Origin of the sequence: Flavobacterium circumlabens, from assembly GCF_004345565.1 — a bacterium.
In the GTDB taxonomy this organism is placed as follows: domain Bacteria; phylum Bacteroidota; class Bacteroidia; order Flavobacteriales; family Flavobacteriaceae; genus Flavobacterium; species Flavobacterium circumlabens.
In genome coordinates this window covers 1035456-1055290 of the sequence record NZ_SLWA01000001.1, presented here as the reverse complement: position 1 = coordinate 1055290, position 19835 = coordinate 1035456, and the positions used below count along the sequence as shown (strand labels likewise).

Annotated in this window: 21 protein-coding genes; 7 read left to right on the top strand and 14 right to left on the bottom strand. The window is 37.0% G+C overall.

The genetic code is table 11. The features are described from left to right. Positions 1-11 precede the first annotated feature (11 nt). From EV142_RS04495 to EV142_RS04480, 4 genes are all read right to left on the bottom strand, one after another. Entirely contained in the window at positions 12-419 is a 408-nt protein-coding gene (locus EV142_RS04495) for a DUF805 domain-containing protein (protein ID WP_132033103.1), read from the bottom strand. Positions 420-592: 173 nt separating this feature from the next. Beyond that, a complete protein-coding gene (locus EV142_RS04490; RefSeq protein WP_132033101.1) occupies positions 593-871 on the bottom strand; it encodes a TM2 domain-containing protein in 279 nt (92 codons plus the stop codon). Positions 872-893: 22 nt separating this feature from the next. Beyond that, a complete protein-coding gene (locus tag EV142_RS04485) occupies positions 894-1277 on the bottom strand; it encodes a DUF805 domain-containing protein (protein WP_171568196.1) in 384 nt (127 codons plus the stop codon). Positions 1278-1468: 191 nt separating this feature from the next. Then, complete coding sequence (locus EV142_RS04480; RefSeq protein WP_132033099.1) at positions 1469-2419, bottom strand: 2-hydroxyacid dehydrogenase; 951 nt, start codon at positions 2417-2419, stop codon at positions 1469-1471. A 104-nt stretch (positions 2420-2523) separates the two neighbouring features. On the opposite strand from EV142_RS04480, the gene EV142_RS04475 reads away from it, so the two are divergent. The 3 genes from EV142_RS04475 to EV142_RS04465 are packed head-to-tail and all read left to right on the top strand — an operon-like array spanning position 2524 to position 4909. Further along, the gene (locus tag EV142_RS04475) at positions 2524-3216 is read left to right on the top strand and encodes an aspartate/glutamate racemase family protein (RefSeq protein WP_132033097.1); all 693 of its coding nucleotides are present in this window, start codon (positions 2524-2526) and stop codon (positions 3214-3216) included. 17 nt (positions 3217-3233) lie between these two features. Next, complete coding sequence (gene nhaA, locus EV142_RS04470) at positions 3234-4388, top strand: Na+/H+ antiporter NhaA (protein WP_132033095.1); 1155 nt, start codon at positions 3234-3236, stop codon at positions 4386-4388. Beyond that, on the top strand, positions 4385-4909 hold the full coding sequence (locus EV142_RS04465) for a hypothetical protein (RefSeq protein WP_132033093.1): 525 nt from the start codon (positions 4385-4387) through the stop codon (positions 4907-4909). Before nhaA ends, EV142_RS04465 begins: the two co-directional genes overlap by 4 nt. 78 nt (positions 4910-4987) lie before the next feature. On the opposite strand, the gene proC is transcribed toward EV142_RS04465, so the two are convergent. From proC to EV142_RS04430, 7 genes are all read right to left on the bottom strand, one after another. Beyond that, on the bottom strand, positions 4988-5764 hold the full coding sequence (gene proC, locus EV142_RS04460) for a pyrroline-5-carboxylate reductase (protein ID WP_132033091.1): 777 nt from the start codon (positions 5762-5764) through the stop codon (positions 4988-4990). 100 nt (positions 5765-5864) lie between these two features. Next, complete coding sequence (gene mgtE / locus EV142_RS04455) at positions 5865-7214, bottom strand: magnesium transporter (protein ID WP_132033089.1); 1350 nt, start codon at positions 7212-7214, stop codon at positions 5865-5867. Further along, the gene (gene rsmA / locus EV142_RS04450; RefSeq protein WP_132033087.1) at positions 7198-7983 is read right to left on the bottom strand and encodes a 16S rRNA (adenine(1518)-N(6)/adenine(1519)-N(6))-dimethyltransferase RsmA; all 786 of its coding nucleotides are present in this window, start codon (positions 7981-7983) and stop codon (positions 7198-7200) included. Before rsmA ends, mgtE begins: the two co-directional genes overlap by 17 nt. Before the next feature lie 95 nt (positions 7984-8078). After that, positions 8079-8390, bottom strand: coding sequence for a DUF4286 family protein (locus EV142_RS04445; RefSeq protein ID WP_132033085.1), 312 nt, complete (start codon positions 8388-8390; stop codon positions 8079-8081). A gap of 154 nt (positions 8391-8544) precedes the next feature. After that, complete coding sequence (locus EV142_RS04440; RefSeq protein ID WP_132033083.1) at positions 8545-10326, bottom strand: tetratricopeptide repeat protein; 1782 nt, start codon at positions 10324-10326, stop codon at positions 8545-8547. A gap of 110 nt (positions 10327-10436) precedes the next feature. Next, positions 10437-11708, bottom strand: a complete 1272-nt coding sequence (gene serS / locus EV142_RS04435) for a serine--tRNA ligase (RefSeq protein ID WP_132033081.1) — start codon at positions 11706-11708, stop codon at positions 10437-10439. A 197-nt stretch (positions 11709-11905) separates the two neighbouring features. Continuing rightward, positions 11906-12445: a DMP19 family protein gene (locus EV142_RS04430; protein ID WP_132033079.1), complete on the bottom strand. Its 540-nt coding sequence runs from the start codon at positions 12443-12445 to the stop codon at positions 11906-11908. Positions 12446-12716: 271 nt separating this feature from the next. On the opposite strand from EV142_RS04430, the gene EV142_RS04425 reads away from it, so the two are divergent. Both EV142_RS04425 and EV142_RS04420 read left to right on the top strand, forming a co-directional pair. Then, positions 12717-13187 carry a protease complex subunit PrcB family protein gene (locus EV142_RS04425; protein ID WP_132033077.1) on the top strand — a complete coding sequence of 157 codons (471 nt, stop codon included), beginning with the start codon at positions 12717-12719 and terminating at the stop codon, positions 13185-13187. A gap of 4 nt (positions 13188-13191) precedes the next feature. Beyond that, complete coding sequence (locus EV142_RS04420) at positions 13192-13476, top strand: hypothetical protein (protein WP_132033075.1); 285 nt, start codon at positions 13192-13194, stop codon at positions 13474-13476. Here the strand turns inward: EV142_RS04420 and EV142_RS04415 are convergent, their stop codons facing one another. The 3 genes from EV142_RS04415 to EV142_RS04405 all read right to left on the bottom strand — a co-directional run bounded on the left by EV142_RS04415 (position 13477) and on the right by EV142_RS04405 (position 16692). Continuing rightward, positions 13477-15027, bottom strand: coding sequence for a patatin-like phospholipase family protein (locus tag EV142_RS04415; protein ID WP_132033073.1), 1551 nt, complete (start codon positions 15025-15027; stop codon positions 13477-13479). It lies immediately after the preceding gene. 158 nt (positions 15028-15185) lie between these two features. Further along, the gene (locus EV142_RS04410) at positions 15186-16322 is read right to left on the bottom strand and encodes a DinB family protein (protein ID WP_132033071.1); all 1137 of its coding nucleotides are present in this window, start codon (positions 16320-16322) and stop codon (positions 15186-15188) included. 142 nt (positions 16323-16464) lie between these two features. Then, positions 16465-16692 carry a CDGSH iron-sulfur domain-containing protein gene (locus tag EV142_RS04405; protein ID WP_042563543.1) on the bottom strand — a complete coding sequence of 76 codons (228 nt, stop codon included), beginning with the start codon at positions 16690-16692 and terminating at the stop codon, positions 16465-16467. Between the two features lie 426 nt (positions 16693-17118). Between EV142_RS04405 and metG the strand changes: the two genes are divergently transcribed. Both metG and EV142_RS04395 read left to right on the top strand, forming a co-directional pair. Continuing rightward, entirely contained in the window at positions 17119-19176 is a 2058-nt protein-coding gene (metG, locus tag EV142_RS04400; RefSeq protein ID WP_132033069.1) for a methionine--tRNA ligase, read from the top strand. A 270-nt stretch (positions 19177-19446) separates the two neighbouring features. Continuing rightward, positions 19447-19719, top strand: coding sequence for a hypothetical protein (locus tag EV142_RS04395; RefSeq protein WP_132033067.1), 273 nt, complete (start codon positions 19447-19449; stop codon positions 19717-19719). The last annotated feature ends 116 nt before the right edge of the window (positions 19720-19835 follow it).

Below are 19835 nucleotides of genomic sequence, written 5' to 3'. Positions count from 1 at the left end.
TAGAATGCAGGTTAGGCTACTTCCTTTCCAATGTCATCCATTTCATCAAACTCATCTTTGGGATCTGAACCATATTCATTTGTGCCATCATCTCCTTCGGTACAAAGTACTATAAAAAGCCAAATCACACCTACTAAAGGAATAATTAAAATAAATAAAAACCAGCCGCTTTTGCCAACATCATGTAATCTTCTGATCATTACGGCAAGTCCGGGAATAAAAACCGCCAGACTGTATAGACCCCTAAGGATTCCAAGTTCACCAATACCAGATGTTAATCCACAAAAATACTCCAGTATTCTTAAGATTACAGATATAAGTATAGTTGCCAGAGCATAGTACCAATATTCACTTCTTCTGGCTCTTCCGTTAAAATTTGCGTAATTTTCAAAAACTACTTTTTTGTACCATTCAATCATAATCGATATCTCTTAATTTTCCCTACTACTCAGGATTTTCAGTTAACTCCTTTTACTTTTGTTATTTCATCAAAAGTTCTTTTCTGAACAAAAAAAATACAAGTTCTCTCATTTGAAAGAACTTGCATTTTAGTAAAGAAAAAATCCCATTTAGTAAATGGGATTTATATGTTTTAGAACCAGCCTTTTTTACCAACCTGATACGTCTGGTAAAAATCTTCGTCTGATTTTGTAAGATAAATGATTCCTTCAACGAAACCAATTATTCCTGCAATACCACAGGTTACAATACTTAAAACGAGTTGAATTACTCCTTCCTGAGTGTACCCTAAAACGAATTTATGAATTCCTAAATATCCGAAAATTATCCCCAAAACTCCTGCAAGAACTTTTTTATTTTCCTGTCTTACAGTTGGGGGAGTATTCCATGATTCTGGTTTTGTCTCTTCCATGTTATATTTCTTTTAAAGATTATTAAAGTTCAACTTTTCCAATTTCATCAATAGTGTCACTATCGCTTTTAGGATCAGTACCATATTCGTTTGTTCCTTTATCTCCCTCAGTAGCCAACAATATAATATTATAAATAGGGATAAGAATGTACCAGCCACTTTTACCAACATCATGCATTCTTCTGATTGCAACTGCAATTGAAGGAATGAAAACCGCTAAACTATAAATATTTACCAGAGGAGCCAGGCTAGGAGATATCAATGCGAAAACCAAACCTAATACAAAACCTAACACAAAACTGATAATTAGATTTGCCAAAAAGAACATCCAGTATTCTTTTCTTCTCGCTCTGCCTTCAAAATTTGCGTAATTTTCAAAAACCACTTTTTTGTACCATTCAATCATAATAAACAATATTAGTTAAGTTAATTCCTACTCTTAAGGATTTTCGGTTACTCCGTAATTCTCAAAGACAACCTTTATTTAGATTAATTCTTCGAAAATAAGAAACAATATTATTAAAAATTACCTAATAAAACTAATTATGAATGGAATATTTAGAAGAAAACGCTCGTTATTTAAATCTAAAATTAAAGTTAATTAATCCTGTAAACTGCCTTTATTTTATCTACAATTACCTGTGCAAGTCGCTCATGGCTCTCAAATGTCCATCCGGCTATGTGTGGTGTTAACAAAACGTTTTTAGCGTCCAGTAAATACTGATAGGCTTCCGGTGTATTATTATCCTGAAAAAGGGTTTCAAAAGACAACTTTTCATATTCCAGAACATCAAGACCTGCTCCCAGAACTTTTCTTGCTTTCATGGCTTCTACTAAATCTGCCGTAACAATATTTTTACCACGGGAAGTATTTATAATCCAGAAGGGCTTTGCAAAGGCGTTTATGAAATCGGTGTTTACCATTTTATCCGTTTCCGGAGTCCACGGAAGATGTAAACTCAGCACATCTGCTTTTTGCTGTAATTCGTGCAATGAAACCTGTGCAGCGTTTTCGTCACCGACATTTTCTAAAATATCATAACAAAGAACATTAACCTCAAATCCGCGAAGTTTTTTGGCAAATGCTTTTCCCATGTTTCCATAACCGATAATACCTACTGTTTTACCGTCAAGTTCATGTCCGCGGTTGCTTTCCCTGTTCCAGTGTCCGGCTTTTATTTCTGCATCGGCCTGATTTAAATTATTAAACAAGGAAAGGATTACGCCCAAAGAATGTTCTGCAACAGCGTTGCGATTACCTTCCGGCGCAGCTATTAAATGAATTCCGCTGGCTTCGGCATATTCACAATCAATGCTTTCTAAACCCGCACCCACTCTGGCAATAAACTGTAAGTTGGCTGCTTTATCGAGAAAAGTTTTATCGATTTTAAAACGACTCCGAATGACGATTCCGTTATAATCCTGAATTTTGCTTTCTATTTCTTCTTTAGAAGATTTAAAATCAGCATGGTTTTCAAAACCGGCTTCTTCCAGTTGATTCCAAAGAATCGGATTATTACTGTCGATATGTAGAATTTTTGCGCTCATAAATTAAAACTTTATTAGGAAAACAAAGTAACAAAAAAATTGCCGTTTATTATTTTGACAAAATTAATTCCCTAAAAAATGCGTAAATTCGCATAAAAGTGAATATGAAAACAATTGGTTTAATTGGAGGTATGTCCTGGGAAAGCTCTTCTTTATATTATCAAATCATAAATCGAACGATTCAGGAAAAATTAGGAGGTGTTCATTCTGGTAAATCGCTGCTGTATTCTGTAGATTTTAATGAAATTGCAGTATTGCAAAAAGAAGGAAACTGGGAGAAATTAGCAGAGTTGATGATTGAAGCGGCACAAAAACTCGAAAAAGGCGGTGCCGATTTTATTGTTTTATGCACCAACACGATGCATAAAGTATCGGATGAAATAGAAAAAAGCGTATCCATTCCGTTAGTGCATATCGTTGACGCCACTGCCGAAAAGATTCAGGAGAAAAATATAAAAAAAATAGGCTTGTTAGGCACGTCGTTTACAATGGAACAGGATTTTTTTAAACTTCGTTTACTTGAAAAACATAATATCGAAACCATAATCCCGAACGAGAAACAAAGAGCAGATATACACCGCATTATATATGAAGAATTAGTAAAAGGAATTATAAACGTTGATTCGAGAAATCTCTTTCTGGAAATAATTACCGATTTAATTCACAAAGGGGCCGAAGGAATCATATTGGGCTGCACAGAAATCGAATTATTAATTACCAATGAATACACTGACGCTGAATTGTTTAATACTGCTGCAATTCATGCCAAGAAAGCTGTCGAATTTTCATTAGAATAAAATATTAAAACTCAACAATGAAATTAACCAAAACTTTTAACGCTTTTTTTGAAAACGAAAAATCCGGAGGACTTCTTTTACTTTTTGTGACGATTGCCTCGCTTATTCTTGCCAATTCTTCTTTTCAAACGGAGTACATTTCTTTCTGGGAAAAAGACCTGGGACATCATTCCATAACCCATTGGATAAATGATGGCCTGATGACTATTTTCTTTTTACTCATTGGTTTAGAACTGGAACGCGAAATTTATCACGGTGAATTATCGAATATCAAAAATGCTTCCTTACCCATAATGGCAGCATTTGGAGGAATGTTAATTCCTGCCGCAATCTTTCTGGCTTTGAATTTTGGCACTGCGACCCAAAACGGAGCAGGAATTCCGATGGCTACCGATATTGCCTTTGCTATTGGAATTTTATCTCTTTTAGGAAGCAAAGTTCCTGCATCACTAAAAATATTTTTAACTGCCCTTGCGGTCATCGATGATTTGGGTGCTATAATTGTAATAGCTGTTTTTTATACGAAATCAATTTCTTTCTTAAATCTTGCCATTGCGTTAGGAATTTGGGGAGTTCTTTTTATTCTGAACCGCAAAAAAGTGCACTATATTCTTCCTTATTTAATCGGAGGAGCTGCAATGTGGTATTTTATGCTGAATTCCGGCGTTCATGCCACCATAACCGGAGTCATATTGGCTTTTGTTATTCCGTTTGGAGATGGCGGAGAAAACTCGATATCGTATAAACTACAACACTATTTACACAAACCGGTAGCGTTTTTTATATTGCCATTGTTTGCTGTTGCCAATACCTGCATCGCCATAAAACCGGACTGGCACGAAGGTTTAAATCACCCCAATACCTTTGGAATCGTTTTGGGTCTTGTTCTCGGGAAACCATTAGGAATTCTGCTTTTCTCCTTTGTTGGAGTTACTGCAGGAATTTGTTCGTTGCCAAAAGACTTGAAATGGCCGCATATTTTAGGTGCCGGAATGCTGGGCGGAATTGGTTTCACCATGTCAATTTTCATTACCATTTTAGCTTTCAAAGACCCGGAAACTATCATTTTTTCTAAAATTGCCATTTTAATTGCGTCAATCCTTTCTGGCTTTTTTGGTTATTGCTGTTTAAAATACACCCTGAAACAAAAGAAAAGAAAGCGTGATTTATGAATATAAAAAACAAGTTCCTTACCGTAATAATTACCATTTTGTTTATTACAGCCTGCAGTGATAAACAGAAAACAGCGACTACGCCGCAAGAACAAACTAAAAATACTGCCAATCTTCCTGTTCAAAAAAGTTCTGAATCGATTGAAGGGATTTATAGTTCTGATGAATGTGCTCTTTCTGTAAAAATCACAAAAACGAAAGATGGTTACGCCTATTTTCTAGAGACAAGCGCAAGAAAAGTAAAAGGCAATGCTACTGTAACCAAAAATGAATCCGGTGAAAAGTATGTGACGCTAGAAGGAATACAGTGGGATGATTACGAGGGAGACATCAGTAACGAAGATGAAACGGATTCTGTTTCAAATCAGGAAAAGACCGCTAAAGAAATAGAAATTCCTGTGGGGATTGATGCCAGTTATGTAAAAGATACGCTGACGATTCAGAATTATGGTAATTCTATGAATTCGTACAGCAAGCTTTCGGAGTGTGGTGCAAAGTATATTCGACTGATTAGAAAATAAAACTCCAAAAAACAAAATTCCAATTCTGATTATCGAATTGGAATTTGGAATTTTTATATATTGGAATTTCACTAAAAGCTATCCCTTGATCTGTTTCAGAGAAGTTTTGATTCCTTTGATTAAAGATGAACTGAAACCATTGTGTTCCATTTCATTCAAACCGACAATTGTACAGCCCTGAGGCGTTGTAACACGATCGATTAATTGTTCCGGATGTACTTTTTCTTCCAATAACATTTTAGCGGCTCCTTTTACCGTTTGTGCGGCAATTGCCAAAGCAGTATTCGAATCGAATCCAATCTCGATTCCGGCCTGCATAGAGGCACGAATGTAACGCAAAGCATATGCAGTACCACAAGCACCTAAAACAGTCGCTGCATCCATCAATTTTTCATCGATTACCGGAGCCGTTCCCAGGTCCTGAAACAAATCAACTATTGGTAATGCTTTTTCCCTGTCTTTTTCAGGAAAAGAGATACAGGTTGCTGATTCTCCAAACTGGGCTGCGATGTTGGGCATAATCCGGATTACAGGATATTCATTGTTTGTTTTGGACTGGAGTACATCAAGAGACAAACCGCTTACTGCCGAAGCAATCGTTTTATTTTTTATTACCGGTAAAATCTCTGCCAGGACCGTATCCACCTGATAGGGCTTTATGGTTAGAATCACCAAATCGGCCTCCTGAATTTGATGTTTGTTATCGGATGAAACCGTAATTCCGTGTTCTGATAAATATTGAATACTGGCTGTGTTTCGCCTTGTAACGGTTACCTGATTGTTTTTAGAGAATTTTGCAATTCCCAAGGCTATAGAAACCCCAAGATTTCCCCCTCCTATAATGTGTACTTTCATTGCTTGTTTTTTGGCTGGTTAATAGCTTATTTTTCAGCCACAAATTACACAGATTTTATAGATTTTTAATCACTGTAATCCATTAATTTGTTGCAAAAACTTAAAACCCAAGAATCAGTTTGGCCACTCCGAAATAGAGCATAATTCCAAAAACGTCATTGGTTGTCGTGATAAAAGGTCCCGTCGCAATCGCGGGATCAATTTTGTTTTTATGCAGGAAAAGCGGCACTAAGGTTCCTAGGGTTGCAGCAAATAAAATGACTACAATCATCGAAATTGAAATTGCCATTCCTACCAGATACTGCTGGTACATGATCGAATGGTATCCTAACAAAAGCAACGATATGATACTTCCGGAAATCATCGATACTGAAATCTCCTTGCTGAAATATCCGCGACTGAATTCTTTCAGTGTTCCGTTCGCCAGACCCTGAACGACAATTGCGGAAGCCTGAACACCAATATTTCCTGCCGTTGCCGAAAGCAATGGTACGAAAATAATTAAAGTTGAATATTTTTGAAAAGTAGCTTCGTTTCCTTTCAGGACAAAAGACGCCACAATCTCGATCACCATTCCGATTAAAAGCCAGGGTAAACGTGCTTTGGTCAACTCCAAAACACTATCGTTGGACTCTACGTCTTGTGTAATACCCGCTGCCAATTGGTAATCTTTGTCTGCCTCGTCCTTGATTACGTCAACGATATCATCAATCGTAATTCTGCCCACGAGGCGCCCCAGTTCATCTACAACCGGAATCGCCTCTAAATCGTATTTTTGCATGATACGGGCTACCTCAACATCTTCGGTATCTACGTTTACGAAATTTAACTTTCGAATATAAATGTCACCGATTTGTGTTTTGGTAGAAGTAGTCAGTAAATCTTTAAGTGATAATCTTCCTTTTAAGCGGTTTTCATCATCAACCACATAAATAGAATGTACCCTGGATACATTTTCAGCCTGAATACGCATTTCTTTCACACAGGTCAGCACATTCCAGTTTTCATTGACTTTTACGAGCTCTTTTCCCATCAGACCACCCGCGGAATTTTCGTCGTAACGCAATAAATCGACAATGTCTTTTGCGTGTTCTACGTCAATTAATTCTGAGATTACTTCTGCTTTGATTTGTTGTGAAAGCTCTGCGATAATATCTGCCGCATCATTCGTCTCCAGCTCATCAAGTTCTTCGGCAATCTCCTTAGGTGAAAGTCGGCTTAAGATATTTTCACGCAAATCATCTTCTAATTCCAGAAGGATCTCTGCTGTTTTATCACTATCTAAAACCTTAAAAATATACGTTGCTTCGTCAAAATCCAGTTCATCAAGGATTTCAGCAATATCAGCGTGGTGCATATCATTAAGCAAAACTTCAAGTTCCTTGTCGTTTTTGTTAACAATGTGCTCTTCTAATTGTTGGATTAATTCTTTGCTAACTTTGAACTCCATCGGCTTCTATTTTTTGAGTCAAAACAATAAATTCGTCTACGCTAAGCTGCTCCGGACGTTTATCAAAGATAACGTCTAATCGCAGAGAATCTGATAAATTTAATGTTTTCAAACTGTTACGTAATGTTTTTCGTCTTTGCTGAAAAGCCGTTTTTACCACTGTAAAAAATAGCTTTTCGCTACAAGGAAGACTGTAATCTTCCTTTCGGGTCATTTTCATCACACCCGATTTCACCTTGGGCGGAGGAATAAAAACATTTTCGTCAACAGTAAATAAATACTCTGTAACATAGAAAGCCTGAGCCAGAACGGATAAGATTCCGTAAGCCTTTGAACCTTTTTTCTCGCAGATTCGTTCTGCAACTTCTTTTTGAAACATTCCCGAAAATTCAGGAATCTGATGTTTAAGTTCTAAAGTCCTGAAAACAATCTGAGTCGAAATATTATACGGAAAGTTTCCGATAATAGCGAACTGCTTGTCTTCATACACTTCTTTTATATTGTATTTCAGGAAATCCTGAGAGATAATTTTATCTTTTAATTTTGGATAATTTTCACCCAAATACACCACGGATTCTGTGTCAATTTCGATGACATGTGTATTAATTGGTTTGTCAAGCAAATATTTAGTTAACACACCCATCCCCGGTCCTATTTCTAAAACCTCATCGTATCCTTTTAAACTTAAAGTATCTGCAATTGCTTTGGCGATACTTTCGTCTTTCAGGAAATGTTGTCCTAAATGTTTTTTGGCTTTTACTTTTTCCATTGTCTTTTTTTAGATTCTTAGATTGTCAGATCCTAAGATTGTTAGATTTTCGAAATATCGTTTAATCTAAATATCGAATAATCCGAAAATCTCTTTTAATGTTCCGAAATAACTTCCAGCTCTGTTCGGAAAGAAAGCATTTTATCTGCAAATAATCCCAAAGCTTCCCTTTGAAATTGGGGTTCATCTTCGATATAAAACTGCTCTAAAGTTGCTTTACTATCGGTAACATATTGAACGGAATACGTAATGCCGCCCATTTCTTCTTCCACCAAAACTTTTACAATTCGTGCCGAAGAGAATTTTTGTGTGGCTAAAATTTCGGGTATATGTTTTTCCTGCATCCACTTTAACCATTGGTCGTGCACGCTTTCGTGTATATTGGTCGTAACGTTGTAAATAATCATTTTCTGTTTAGATTTTAGACTTCTTAGATTTTTAGATTGTTAGATTTTTAGATTGTTAGATTTTCAGAAAAGTCTAAAGATCTAAGTCGTATAAAATCTAAGAATCTAATTTTATAAATTCTTTTTTTGGAATTTGGAATTTGTTTTTTAGAATTTACAAATTCTTGTCTCCTCTTAACTCCCGGTATTTTTTTCTCGCATCAACAAAGTAAATACTGTCCTGATGGTTAAAAATCACTTTTTCATATAAAGGTTTTGCCTTTTCTGTATCTTTCAATTCGTCGTTGTAAATTTCTGCTGAAAAGAACAACGCTTCATCTACATAAATTCCGTCACTGTGATTGTCAATTATTTGCTGATACTGACTCAGAGCAGCAGTATAATCTGCCTGACTTTCGTATATTTTTCCTAAACGCAACATTGTAACAGCTTCGATTTCCTGTCCTTTGAAATCCTTCAGAATGCGCTGAAACTGGGCAATAGCCTCGGGTTTCTTATTTTGATACATCAGGAAATCACCTTTTGCAAACTGTTTCAGTGCTGTTTGTGTCGAATCGGCAACGGTGTTGTCATTGATCAGTAAAAAATATTCAAGAGCATCATTGGCAATCAATTGTGTATTGGCCGATTTCAATTCCTTGAATTGTTTTAAGGCCCATTCAAAATCAGTTTTGTAATAACTGGTTTTGGCTGCTCTCAAACTCGCCTCATGCGACATCACATCATTCTTTAAATCCAATTGAATCTGGGAATAATAAATCAGCGCCTGATTGAACTTTTCTTCCAGCAGCAAAATATCCCCTAATTCCATTTTAGCATCAGCCTGCTGATACTCATTCAGATTAAGTTCTAATGCTTTTTTTATAATTTCTTTGCCTTCTTCCGGTTTTTTTAAATTAAAAGCCAGAAAGTGCGCCTGAATTATTTGCAAAGATACGGTAAAAGGAGTGATTTCATAGGTGGTCAGCAATTGTTGTAACTCGGTCTCGATTGCCGGATAGTCTTTTTCCTGTGCTTTTTCAATTTTAATTTCCATCAGACTGGCATTGGTCTGAATCAATAAATCTAAATCTTTGGTATTAAGCAGAATAAAATTCAAAATCTCAGTAGCAGTCTCGGTATCATTTTCATTCAGTGCAAACTGACTCAGGTTAACAATACTCATCAGGGATTCGGGTTCTCTTTTATAAATGGCTTTTTCCTGGATAAAAGCCTTTCCGAATTCTTTCTGCTGCACATAAAACCAGCTTAAATAATGGTTCCAGAATACATCCTGATCTTTTTGCGTTCTTAGGATTAATGCTTTTCTCATCGCATCTTTGAAAGCCGTATTATCGGTTTCCCCATTCATAAAACGGGAAAGCTGCGTCTGGATTAAATTGGCATTCTGTGGATTCTTAAAGGATTCAGTAAGTAAAAGATCAATCATGAGATCGGTCTTTCCCAGCTGGCCATACAACATTCCGATCTGAAAATTGAAATTGTAATTCGGCTGTACTTCCATAGCCGTCTGATAGGCTTTTAGAGCATATTCCAATAAAACCTTTTTCTCAAATGAATTTCCGATTCCGTAAACATCATTCGAATTGGTTCTGATTTTTTCAATAGCCTGATCGTAATAGTTTTTAGCTTTGGGTTCATTTTTCTGCAATTGAAAATTATATCCCAATTCAACCAGAAAAACACCTTGTTTGTATCGGCTGTATCTTTCCTGAATTGCTTTTTGGGCAATATCAAATTGCTGCAATTGCTGATAACAATCGACCGTTCTTAAAAAATACTGGGTATTGGATGGCGCCAGGCTTAAAAGCTGTTCGTAACTGACCTTTGCTTTTTCGAAATCGCCTTTATCGTAGTAATATTGAGCCAGTTGCTCATTTTGTGCAAACGCAAAACCAGACCACAACAAAAGAATATAGATAAAAATGTTTTTCATATTTCTGGTTTTTGTTGAAAATCTTTTTCAGTCGCAGTTATTAGTTTTCAGTCGCAGTTGACAGTCGCAGTTTGCTAACTGAATACTGCGACTGTAAACTGTAAACTGAATTAATCTATAATATCAAATCCGCAGTACGGACGTAAAACTTCCGGAATTACGATTCCTTCCGGCGTTTGGTAATTTTCCAAAATTCCTGCCAGAACCCTTGGCAAAGCCAGTGAACTTCCGTTAAGCGTGTGTGCCAGCTGGTTTTTTCCGTCTTTGTCTTTAAAACGCAATTTCAGACGGTTCGCCTGAAAAGTTTCAAAGTTAGAAACAGAACTGATTTCCAGCCAACGATCCTGCGCGGTAGAAAACACCTCAAAATCATACGTCAAGGCAGAAGTAAAACCCATATCGCCACCACACAAACGTAAGATTCGGTAAGGCAATTTCAATTCCTGTAAAATGTTTTTTACATGCTCGACCATTCCATCAAGCGCTTTGTATGAATTGTCCGGGTGCTCGATTCGTACAATTTCTACTTTGTCAAATTGGTGCAGACGGTTCAGTCCGCGAACGTGTGCTCCGTAAGAACCCGCTTCACGACGGAAACATGGTGTGTAAGCCGTATGTAAAACCGGTAATTCACTTTCGCTCAAAAGAACATCACGAAACAAGTTCGTCACCGGAACCTCAGCGGTTGGAATCAGGTATAAATCATCAATTGTAGAGTGATACATTTGTCCCTCTTTGTCCGGCAATTGTCCTGTTCCGTAACCTGAAGCTTCGTTTACCAAATGCGGCACCTGCACTTCATTGTATCCTGCAGCTGTATTTTTATCTAAAAAGTAATTGATCAGTGCACGTTGCAGACGGGCTCCTTTTCCTTTGTAAACCGGAAATCCCGCACCGGCAATTTTTACACCCAATTCAAAATCGATGATATCGTATTTTTTTACCAGCTCCCAGTGCGGCTGTGCACCTTCGTGCAGCACCGGAATATCGCCTTCTTCAAAGACGTTTAAATTGTCGTCCGGAGTTTTTCCTTCGGGAACAATATCAGCCGGAAGATTGGGCAAAGTGTATAATTTGTTCGTTAATTCGATCGCCAAAGCTTCCGCTTTTTCGCCTAATTCTTTACTTTTTTCTTTTAATGAAACGGTTTTTTCTTTTAAAATTGCTGCTTTCGATTTCTCTCCGGCTTTCATCAGTTCACCAATATCTTTGGATAATTTATTAGATTCAGATAAAACATTGTCTAATTCTACCTGCGCAGCACGACGGTTTTCATCTAATTGAACCACTTCTTCAACAACACTTTTGGCATCGATATTTCGTTTTGCCAAAGCCTTGATTACTTTCTCCTGATTTTCTCTAATAAATGCGATTTGTAACATAGCTTGATTTTTGTAACTATTTTATTTTTATATAAAGGAAGCAAATTTAAGGAAATGTTTGTTAAGAATAAGGACAAAGTTGCCCGTAAAAGCGAATTTCACAGCGCAATATAAAACTAACATAACATTTCTTTAGAATTTAGATTCAATTCTGTGCTGCTTTGTAATTTTCTTTGTGTATTTCCTTGACAGAAAAACTATTCCCTCTTAATCTCATGCCCCACAAATTCCTCTAAAGCAGCAAACATTTCATCCACCGAAAGTACTTCGGTATCGGGATGGGATTTTAGGAAGCCGGCGTTAAGTGTCACCAGGTTTTCCTCTAATTCAAAGAAAGTATCGTTGTTCAGCAAATCTCTTGTTGGGTTTACGCCTTCAAGTTTGCCTTTCAGGAATTTATCAATCTTAACACTGCTCAACAATCGGACTCTTTTGGCCTGTGTCTGAAACAATTCTAAATGTTTCTCGGCGCCAATAAGAGCGAGGCCTTCTTCTATCAATTCATTCAGTTCCTTATTCCAGCGCGAGTTGTATACGAATTGCGAAAAATTACCTTCTGTATATTGCGAAGTATAATAATCTAAGTAGTAACTCATCAATGCATCTTCGTGAATCAGGTCGTCGTCAATTTTTTCCTCACGCATCAGGTTGATCACCGAAATATTTGAGTTGATAATATCCTGTGGATTTTCGCTGTTTGCTGCGGTTTCTGAAATAATGATTCTGCCGAATTCCATTTGAGTTTGTTTTTAAGGAGTTTGATGCAAATTTCGGGTAAAATAACAGACGAAAGAAATCCTAAATTGCTTTTATGCGCAATTTTGTCATTTCTGTAAAAAGGAAACTTAAAATTATTATCAGTAACTTTATAAAACAATTCGCTAACTCATTAATAATCAAAACAAATTATAGCATTAAAAAGTGACACAACGCAACCTTTTATAAAAAAATACATCTGCAAACTAAGGAAATACCACCAATATTTCCATAACCAAAAAACCAAAAACCATGAAAAAGATTGTTTTAATTTGCAGTTTTCTTTTTTTATTAACGGGTTGCGGTAGCGATGAATCGAGTAAATTCAATGAATCAGCCGTACAATATTCCTTAATTGCACAAAATGATTTTTCCGTAAGCACTACAGAAAGTTTTATTGAATCAAAATTAGTGATCAAAGACATCAAAAGCTGGACTACTTTTCTAGCCACAATCAATGGCCAGTCTCAGCTTACTGCTACATTTACTGAAACCGAAATCGATTTTACAAAATATCAGATTATTGCTGTTTTTGATGAGATACGCCATTACGGAGGATATTCCGTAGATATTACCCGAATAGTTGAAAACGGAAACAAGATCGTTATTCAGGTAGAACATTTGAAAAAAGGAAATATTGCCACCGTAGTAACACATCCGTTTCACATTATTAAAATGCCCAGATCAAATAAAAAAGTGATTTTTAAAGAGATAAAAACCTAGCTAAATGAATACACTGCTAAAAAAACCGACCCTGTTTTTTGTGCTGGGAATACTTTCTATTCTGGCCGGTACTGTTTACGCCATAATGCTGATTGCCGGAAATTCTGCGCAGGACGGATTACTGGGAATTTATATTTTATTCAGTCTGATACTGGTTTTATTCGCAGTCATAGTCGACAGGTTTCTGGTTCGGGAATTTGGAAGCCAAAAGGTGAATAAAGTTCAGTTTTCTTTCCTGCTCTTTATAGTCCTTTTGTGGATTGTGAGAGCAATAGTAAATTGGTTTTAATTATTTCTGCTCGACCAATAATTCTTTCAGTTCCTTTGTTTTTACAAAAGCGGCAAAACGTCCCGCCAGCAATAACATTTCTTTTTCTTCGGGGGTTGTTTTGAGTTTTGTTTCAACGTGCGCTGTATATTCGTACAACATCAAGAGTTCGCTGGCGCCAAAATCCTTAAACTTTTCTTTGTCTAAACTGGACAGTATCACTTCGCTGTTTTTATCTTTTTTGAAACTGTCTGCACCAAAGTTTTTAATCAGCTTGGTTCTAAAATCAACATGGAGTTTCAGCCAGCTGCTATCTTCATCATCCGTATTTTTCAATTGCAGTACCAGGTCTTCATAATCCTTATCTTTTTTGAGCTTTAGAAGATAATCGCGTAAGGTTGTAAAACCAATTACCTGAAAATTGGAAATCGGAATTTTATACTTCTCCAACACATCTTCAACATCGTTTTCAAAAGTAATGTATCGGGTCTGAACAGTATATAAAGAAGCTGTTTCCAATAAGGAAATCAGTCTGATTTTGGCATCATTGATATAAGGTTCCTTCTTCCCTTGTCCTAAACAATCGATAAAAAGGGCCTTTTTGTTTTTATTATCAACTTTATCATCGTTGTGCAGCAGTTCAATTAAGGTCTGATAGCCCATATTATCTGAAGCACCGCCATCAATCACACACAATATTTTGTCCTGACCTTTGATTCCGAATTTGGTTTTTGGCAGCACGCCCGGAAAAGCAGAACTTGCGGTAATCGCATACGTCAGCGGGAAATCGTAGCCATTACTAATCTCGTTTTTATCCAGAGGAAGAACCGACTTATTGGGAGCCAATGATGCATTTATTTTTAAACCTCGGATAATATGCGGCATAAAGGGAAATCGCTCTCCGTTGTTATACGCTGTTCCATTGGCAACAAGAATGGGCAATTCCGGATTTTTTTTGCTCTCTTTGGAGATAAAAAAATCAGACAGCAGCATTTGGGTTTTAAACTTATCGGAATTGTCAGGATTGGAACTGTCATATTGCAAAACCTCCAGATCTAAACGCTGCGTCATGGATATTTTTTCTCCTTTTTCATTCCTGCTATTATTCAGAAGCGAAAAAAGTGATGCCGATTTGTTTACATCTGATTTGTAAGCGTCTGCTTTAGAGAAATAAAATTCGTTGAAAGAACAATTATCGTGCTGCAGCTTATTTTTAAGAATCGTTAAATAATATCCCGCCGAATAGCAGCCTCCGGAAACGGTGGAATAATAATCGATTTCGTTTAAAAAATTACGATGGGAATCATTTTCTCCTATTTCTTCTAACCCCAAAAGCACACCCATACTAAAAAACTGTGCTCTCGATCCGCCACCTGAAATTCCGACACCCAGAGCAATATTGGGATTCTGGATTCTTTTGTCGCGTTCCTGAACCGATTTATATTCACTCAAATTTACTGCAGGAATAGAGTTATAGTTGATTTCCGAAAAAAGATTGATTTTATTTTGAGCTATCGTCTTACCTGCAAAAAGAAGCAAAAGAAAAACGACCTGAAGCCTTTTATATTCCATAAACCTCACAATTAAATTGTTTTTTATTCCACATTAAATAGTCTCAAAATACAGGATTTAAAATTAAATAATTAATTCAATATCATTTACCTGATAGCTGTTTTTTTAACATTTCACAGCATAAAAAAAGCTGCACCATTTAGTGCAGCTTTCTGTTTTTATTGTTTTATCCCCTTGTCTATTATTGGCTTTTGTTGCTGTTGTGGTGGAATTCGTTTTTTCAAAAACAAAATCTGTCCCAAATGACTCGACTGATGTTCCATAACGTGAAACCAGCAATATTGGTTACTGATGTCGTATTTCATCTGAACTTCGGCAAACCAGGCATCATCTCTTTTCTTTAATTCCGAAATCGTTTTGGCCCTTACTTCATTATAAATATCCAGATAATACTGAATGTCATGCCCTTTAAATTCATCTCGTCCACCCTGATCTAAGTTTAAAGCGGCCTCCCAAATTTTCTTTTCTTCTTCATTAAATTCCCTGTTTTCGAAAGTAAAAACCTGATAGTATTTTTCGGCTGCAGCCAAATGCATCACCAGGGCACCAATTCGGTTCGCCTGTTCATCGTGCAGGTAATCTATTTCATATTGATTCATGTTTTTAACGGCTCTTTCAACACGATCTTTAAGGTCTTCCAGCATCGAAATCATGTCGCCGATTTTTGGTGAAGCGCCTTCAACATTTCCTATTTTTCCGGTTTCTTTTATTATGATACCCGTTCCTTCCAGTACTAATGCGTTTTTTCCATCTGCGGCTGATTTATCGGAAGAAACCTTATATTCCTTCACCTTAACCAATTTTGCTTTCGAGGTTCCTAAATTCCATTTCGGGATATCTCCATTGTTTACAGGCGTTTCAAAACCTGAATTTAAAAGGGTTACCGGCTCAAAAACACCTTTTGCATTTTCAATAAATAACTGAAATTTATCAAAATAAAACTTTCCATTATATGAGCTTAATCCTCCAAAAGTCAAAGTTTTACTATTCTCATCAATTGTTCCTTCAACAGTATACGATTGCCAGTCTTTTGATTTGATTGGCCTGTCGCCCATATTATCAAAAAAACCGACTTCATCATTTTTATTATTCACTCTTGCCCAGATTCCCGCCCATGCTTTAGGCTCTGCGGTTTCTACTTTTGCAGAAGCGATCAGTTTAAACTTTTTCTTGGCCGGAGTCTGAATGTCTATGGTCTGGCTGAAACCCATCCAGTCACTCGAAATGACTCTTGGCGCCTGACCCTGAACCGAAACAAAACTTAAAAACAATAATAGCATAGTAAATTTTCTCATTCCCTATATTTTAAAAATTTCCGTAAATATAATATACTTTTTTAAGGAATTAACTTATTATTATTGAATAATCATTTCAAAAAAGAGAATAAAAAAAGCCACATTAAAAAATGCAGCTTTCATGATATTTCAGAAACGTCTCTTAGTTCGTTTTCATTGGCGGTAAATCGAATGCGATAGAATCGTGCTCGAAATTATTACGGTGTCCCCCGTCACAAAATGGTTTGTTGGCCGATAATCCGCAACGGCAAAGGCCTAATGCACTTCTGCCTTGTAGTCCGTAAACCGTTCCTTCTGAATCCATTATTTCGAAATCACCTTCAATTTTGATGGATCCGTTTTTATTGATGATTAATTTTGTCTTGCTCATAGCTTTGTTTTTTTCAACGCAAAGGTTGCAAAATATATTTTGAAGTTTTTAATGGGAGTGCTAGTTTAAACTCGTTCTATTTTATGGGTTTTACCACAGAGATACACAAAGAAAAAGCACAGAGATTCGTGAAGTTTGTCTGGCTGAGCGAAGTCGAAGCACCCGCAAAGATTTGACTAAGCTTTTGTTTCTCGCAGATTCTGCAGATTGAGCAGATTTAATTTAGAAAAAATCCATTTTAATCCTTCGTAATCTGTGGCTAAATAAAACTTTGTGCTCTGCTGCGGATAGCTATCGGGATTACGTGATTAATTCCTCCTTCTTAAAAAAAACTTCGTGAATCTCCGCGCTTTTTCTTTGTGAATCTCCGTGAAATAACAAATTCTCGATTCTATTGCTTATTTTTGCAGGCAATAAAATTGAGTTATGATACAAAATCCAAAGAGATATACTATTACGGCAGCATTGCCTTACACCAACGGACCTATACATATTGGCCATTTGGCGGGGGTTTACGTGCCTGCAGATATTTATTCGAGATATTTACGTTTACAGGGAAAAGACGTTGCATTTATTTGCGGAAGCGATGAACATGGCGTTGCGATTTCGATGAAAGCCAAAAAAGAAGGAATTACACCACAAGAAGTTATTGATAAATACGACGGAATTATTAGAAAATCATTTGCTGATTTCGGAATTTCGTTTGATAATTATTCCAGAACTTCGGCTAAAATTCATCATGATACGGCTCAGGAATTTTTTAGAAAACTGTATGATAATGGTGATTTTATTGAGGAAATTACGGAACAATTGTACGATGCCAAAGCAAATCAATTTTTGGCAGATCGTTTTGTGGTAGGAACTTGTCCAAGATGTGGTAACGACGGAGCTTATGGAGATCAGTGCGAAAATTGCGGATCGACTCTAAATGCTACGGATTTAATAAGCCCGAAATCGACGATTACCGGAGAAACTCCAATTTTAAAAGCAACAAAACACTGGTTTTTACCTTTAGACCGATATACTGATTTCTTAACAGAATGGATTTTGGTCGGACATAAAAACGACTGGAAACCGAATGTTTACGGGCAAGTAAAATCATGGGTTGACGGCGGACTCGAGCCTCGTGCCGTAACGCGTGACCTGGATTGGGGAATTGATGTTCCGGTAGAAGGTGCCGAAGGAAAAAAACTATACGTTTGGTTTGATGCGCCAATTGGGTACATTTCATCAACAAAAGAATGGGCTTTACGCGAAGGAAAAGACTGGGAACCTTACTGGAAAGACGAAGACACCAAACTGGTTCACTTTATCGGGAAAGACAATATTGTTTTTCACTGTATTATTTTCCCGGCGATGCTAAAAGCCGAAGGAAGCTATATTTTGCCGGACAACGTTCCAGCAAATGAGTTTTTGAATCTGGAAGGAAACAAACTTTCGACTTCTAAAAACTGGGCGGTCTGGTTACACGAATATTTAGAAGAATTTCCGGAGAAACAAGACGTTTTGCGTTATGCATTAACATCGAACGCGCCGGAAACTAAGGATAACGATTTTACCTGGAAAGATTTTCAGGCCAGAAACAACAACGAACTGGTAGCGATTTTTGGGAACTTCATCAACCGTGTGGTGGTGTTGACGAACAAATATTACGACGGATTTATTCCGACGCCAAATGAATTTTCGGAAGTTGACGAAGCTGCTTTGGCAGAATTGAAAGCATATCCGGCCGTGATTTCAAGTTCGGTAGAGCGTTACAGATTCCGTGAAGCTTTGGGCGAATTGATGAATGTAGCCCGTTTAGGAAATAAATATCTAGCTGACGAAGAGCCTTGGAAAGTAATGAAAGACAATCCGGAGCGAGTAAAAACGCAGATGTATGTGGCGTTGCAAATTGCCGCTGCGTTGAGCATATTGGCGGAACCGTTTTTACCTTTTACTGCTGCGAAATTATCCCGAATCCTTAAAAACGAAGGAAAATTGAAATGGAATGATGTTGCTGAAAATTCAGAATTAATTCCGGAAGGTCACCAAATTGGGGAAGCAGAATTACTTTTCGCAAAAATCGAAGACGAAGAAATACAAAAACAAATAGACAAATTGGAAGCTACAAAAACGGCCAATCTTGCCGAAAACAAACAAGTGGAACCTCAAAAAGAATTAATTCAGTTTGAAGATTTCGCTAAAATGGACATTCGTGTCGGAACTATTCTGGAAGCAGAAAAAATGCCAAAAGCAAACAAACTGCTGGTTCTGAAAGTAGATACCGGAATTGACGTTCGTACGATTGTTTCGGGAATTGCCGAAAGCTTTACACCGGAAGAAATCATCGGAAAACGTGTTTCTGTTCTCGCCAACTTAGCGCCAAGAGCCTTACGTGGTGTAGAAAGTCAGGGAATGATCCTGATGACGACAAATGCCGAAGGAAAACTGGTTTTCATCAATCCGGATGCTGATGCACCGAATGGTGAAACGGTGAACTAGGTTTTTAATTAGAAAATTTGAGAATGTGATAATTTGATAATTTTAAATGAAAGAATATTCTTGTGTTTTTGTTGTGGGTGGGGTTTATATTTTGTAAGTTTGTACCGACAAAACACTTTACTAGGAGAAATCCGAAAAACTTATCTTTAAGTTTAACATAAGCGAACCCTCGTTCACGTTGCTGGTGCTAGTGATAGCCCTAATCTCACTCCTAGGAGTGTTTTGTCACAACCGAAGACGAGGGTTTCGTGCGTTTAATATTTTCAGAAAATGACAAAAGAAAATCAAAAACCATCACATCATGATGTAATGCCATCCGTGGCCAATTTCCTTTCTAACCTTTGGTTTGAAGGAGAATTTAGAGAACAACCAGAACATTTGTCCGAAATTTTCGAGGCGCTACTGGAAACTGAAATGGGCGACAACCATGACCTGCGGGCCAAAATGCTGAACTGCATTAAAACCAGTAAAATGCTCGCCAAAGCACTCGAGCCGTTTTCAGACAAGCAAATCGAGAAGGCCTGTAAAAGTTTAACCGCCTAAAAAACAACAATTCGAAACGCGTGAACCACTTAATTGATTCACGCGTTTTGCTTTTGGAAAAATTATCTTATAATATTTTTAAAAAAATATGATATTTGTACAAAAATCATGAATAC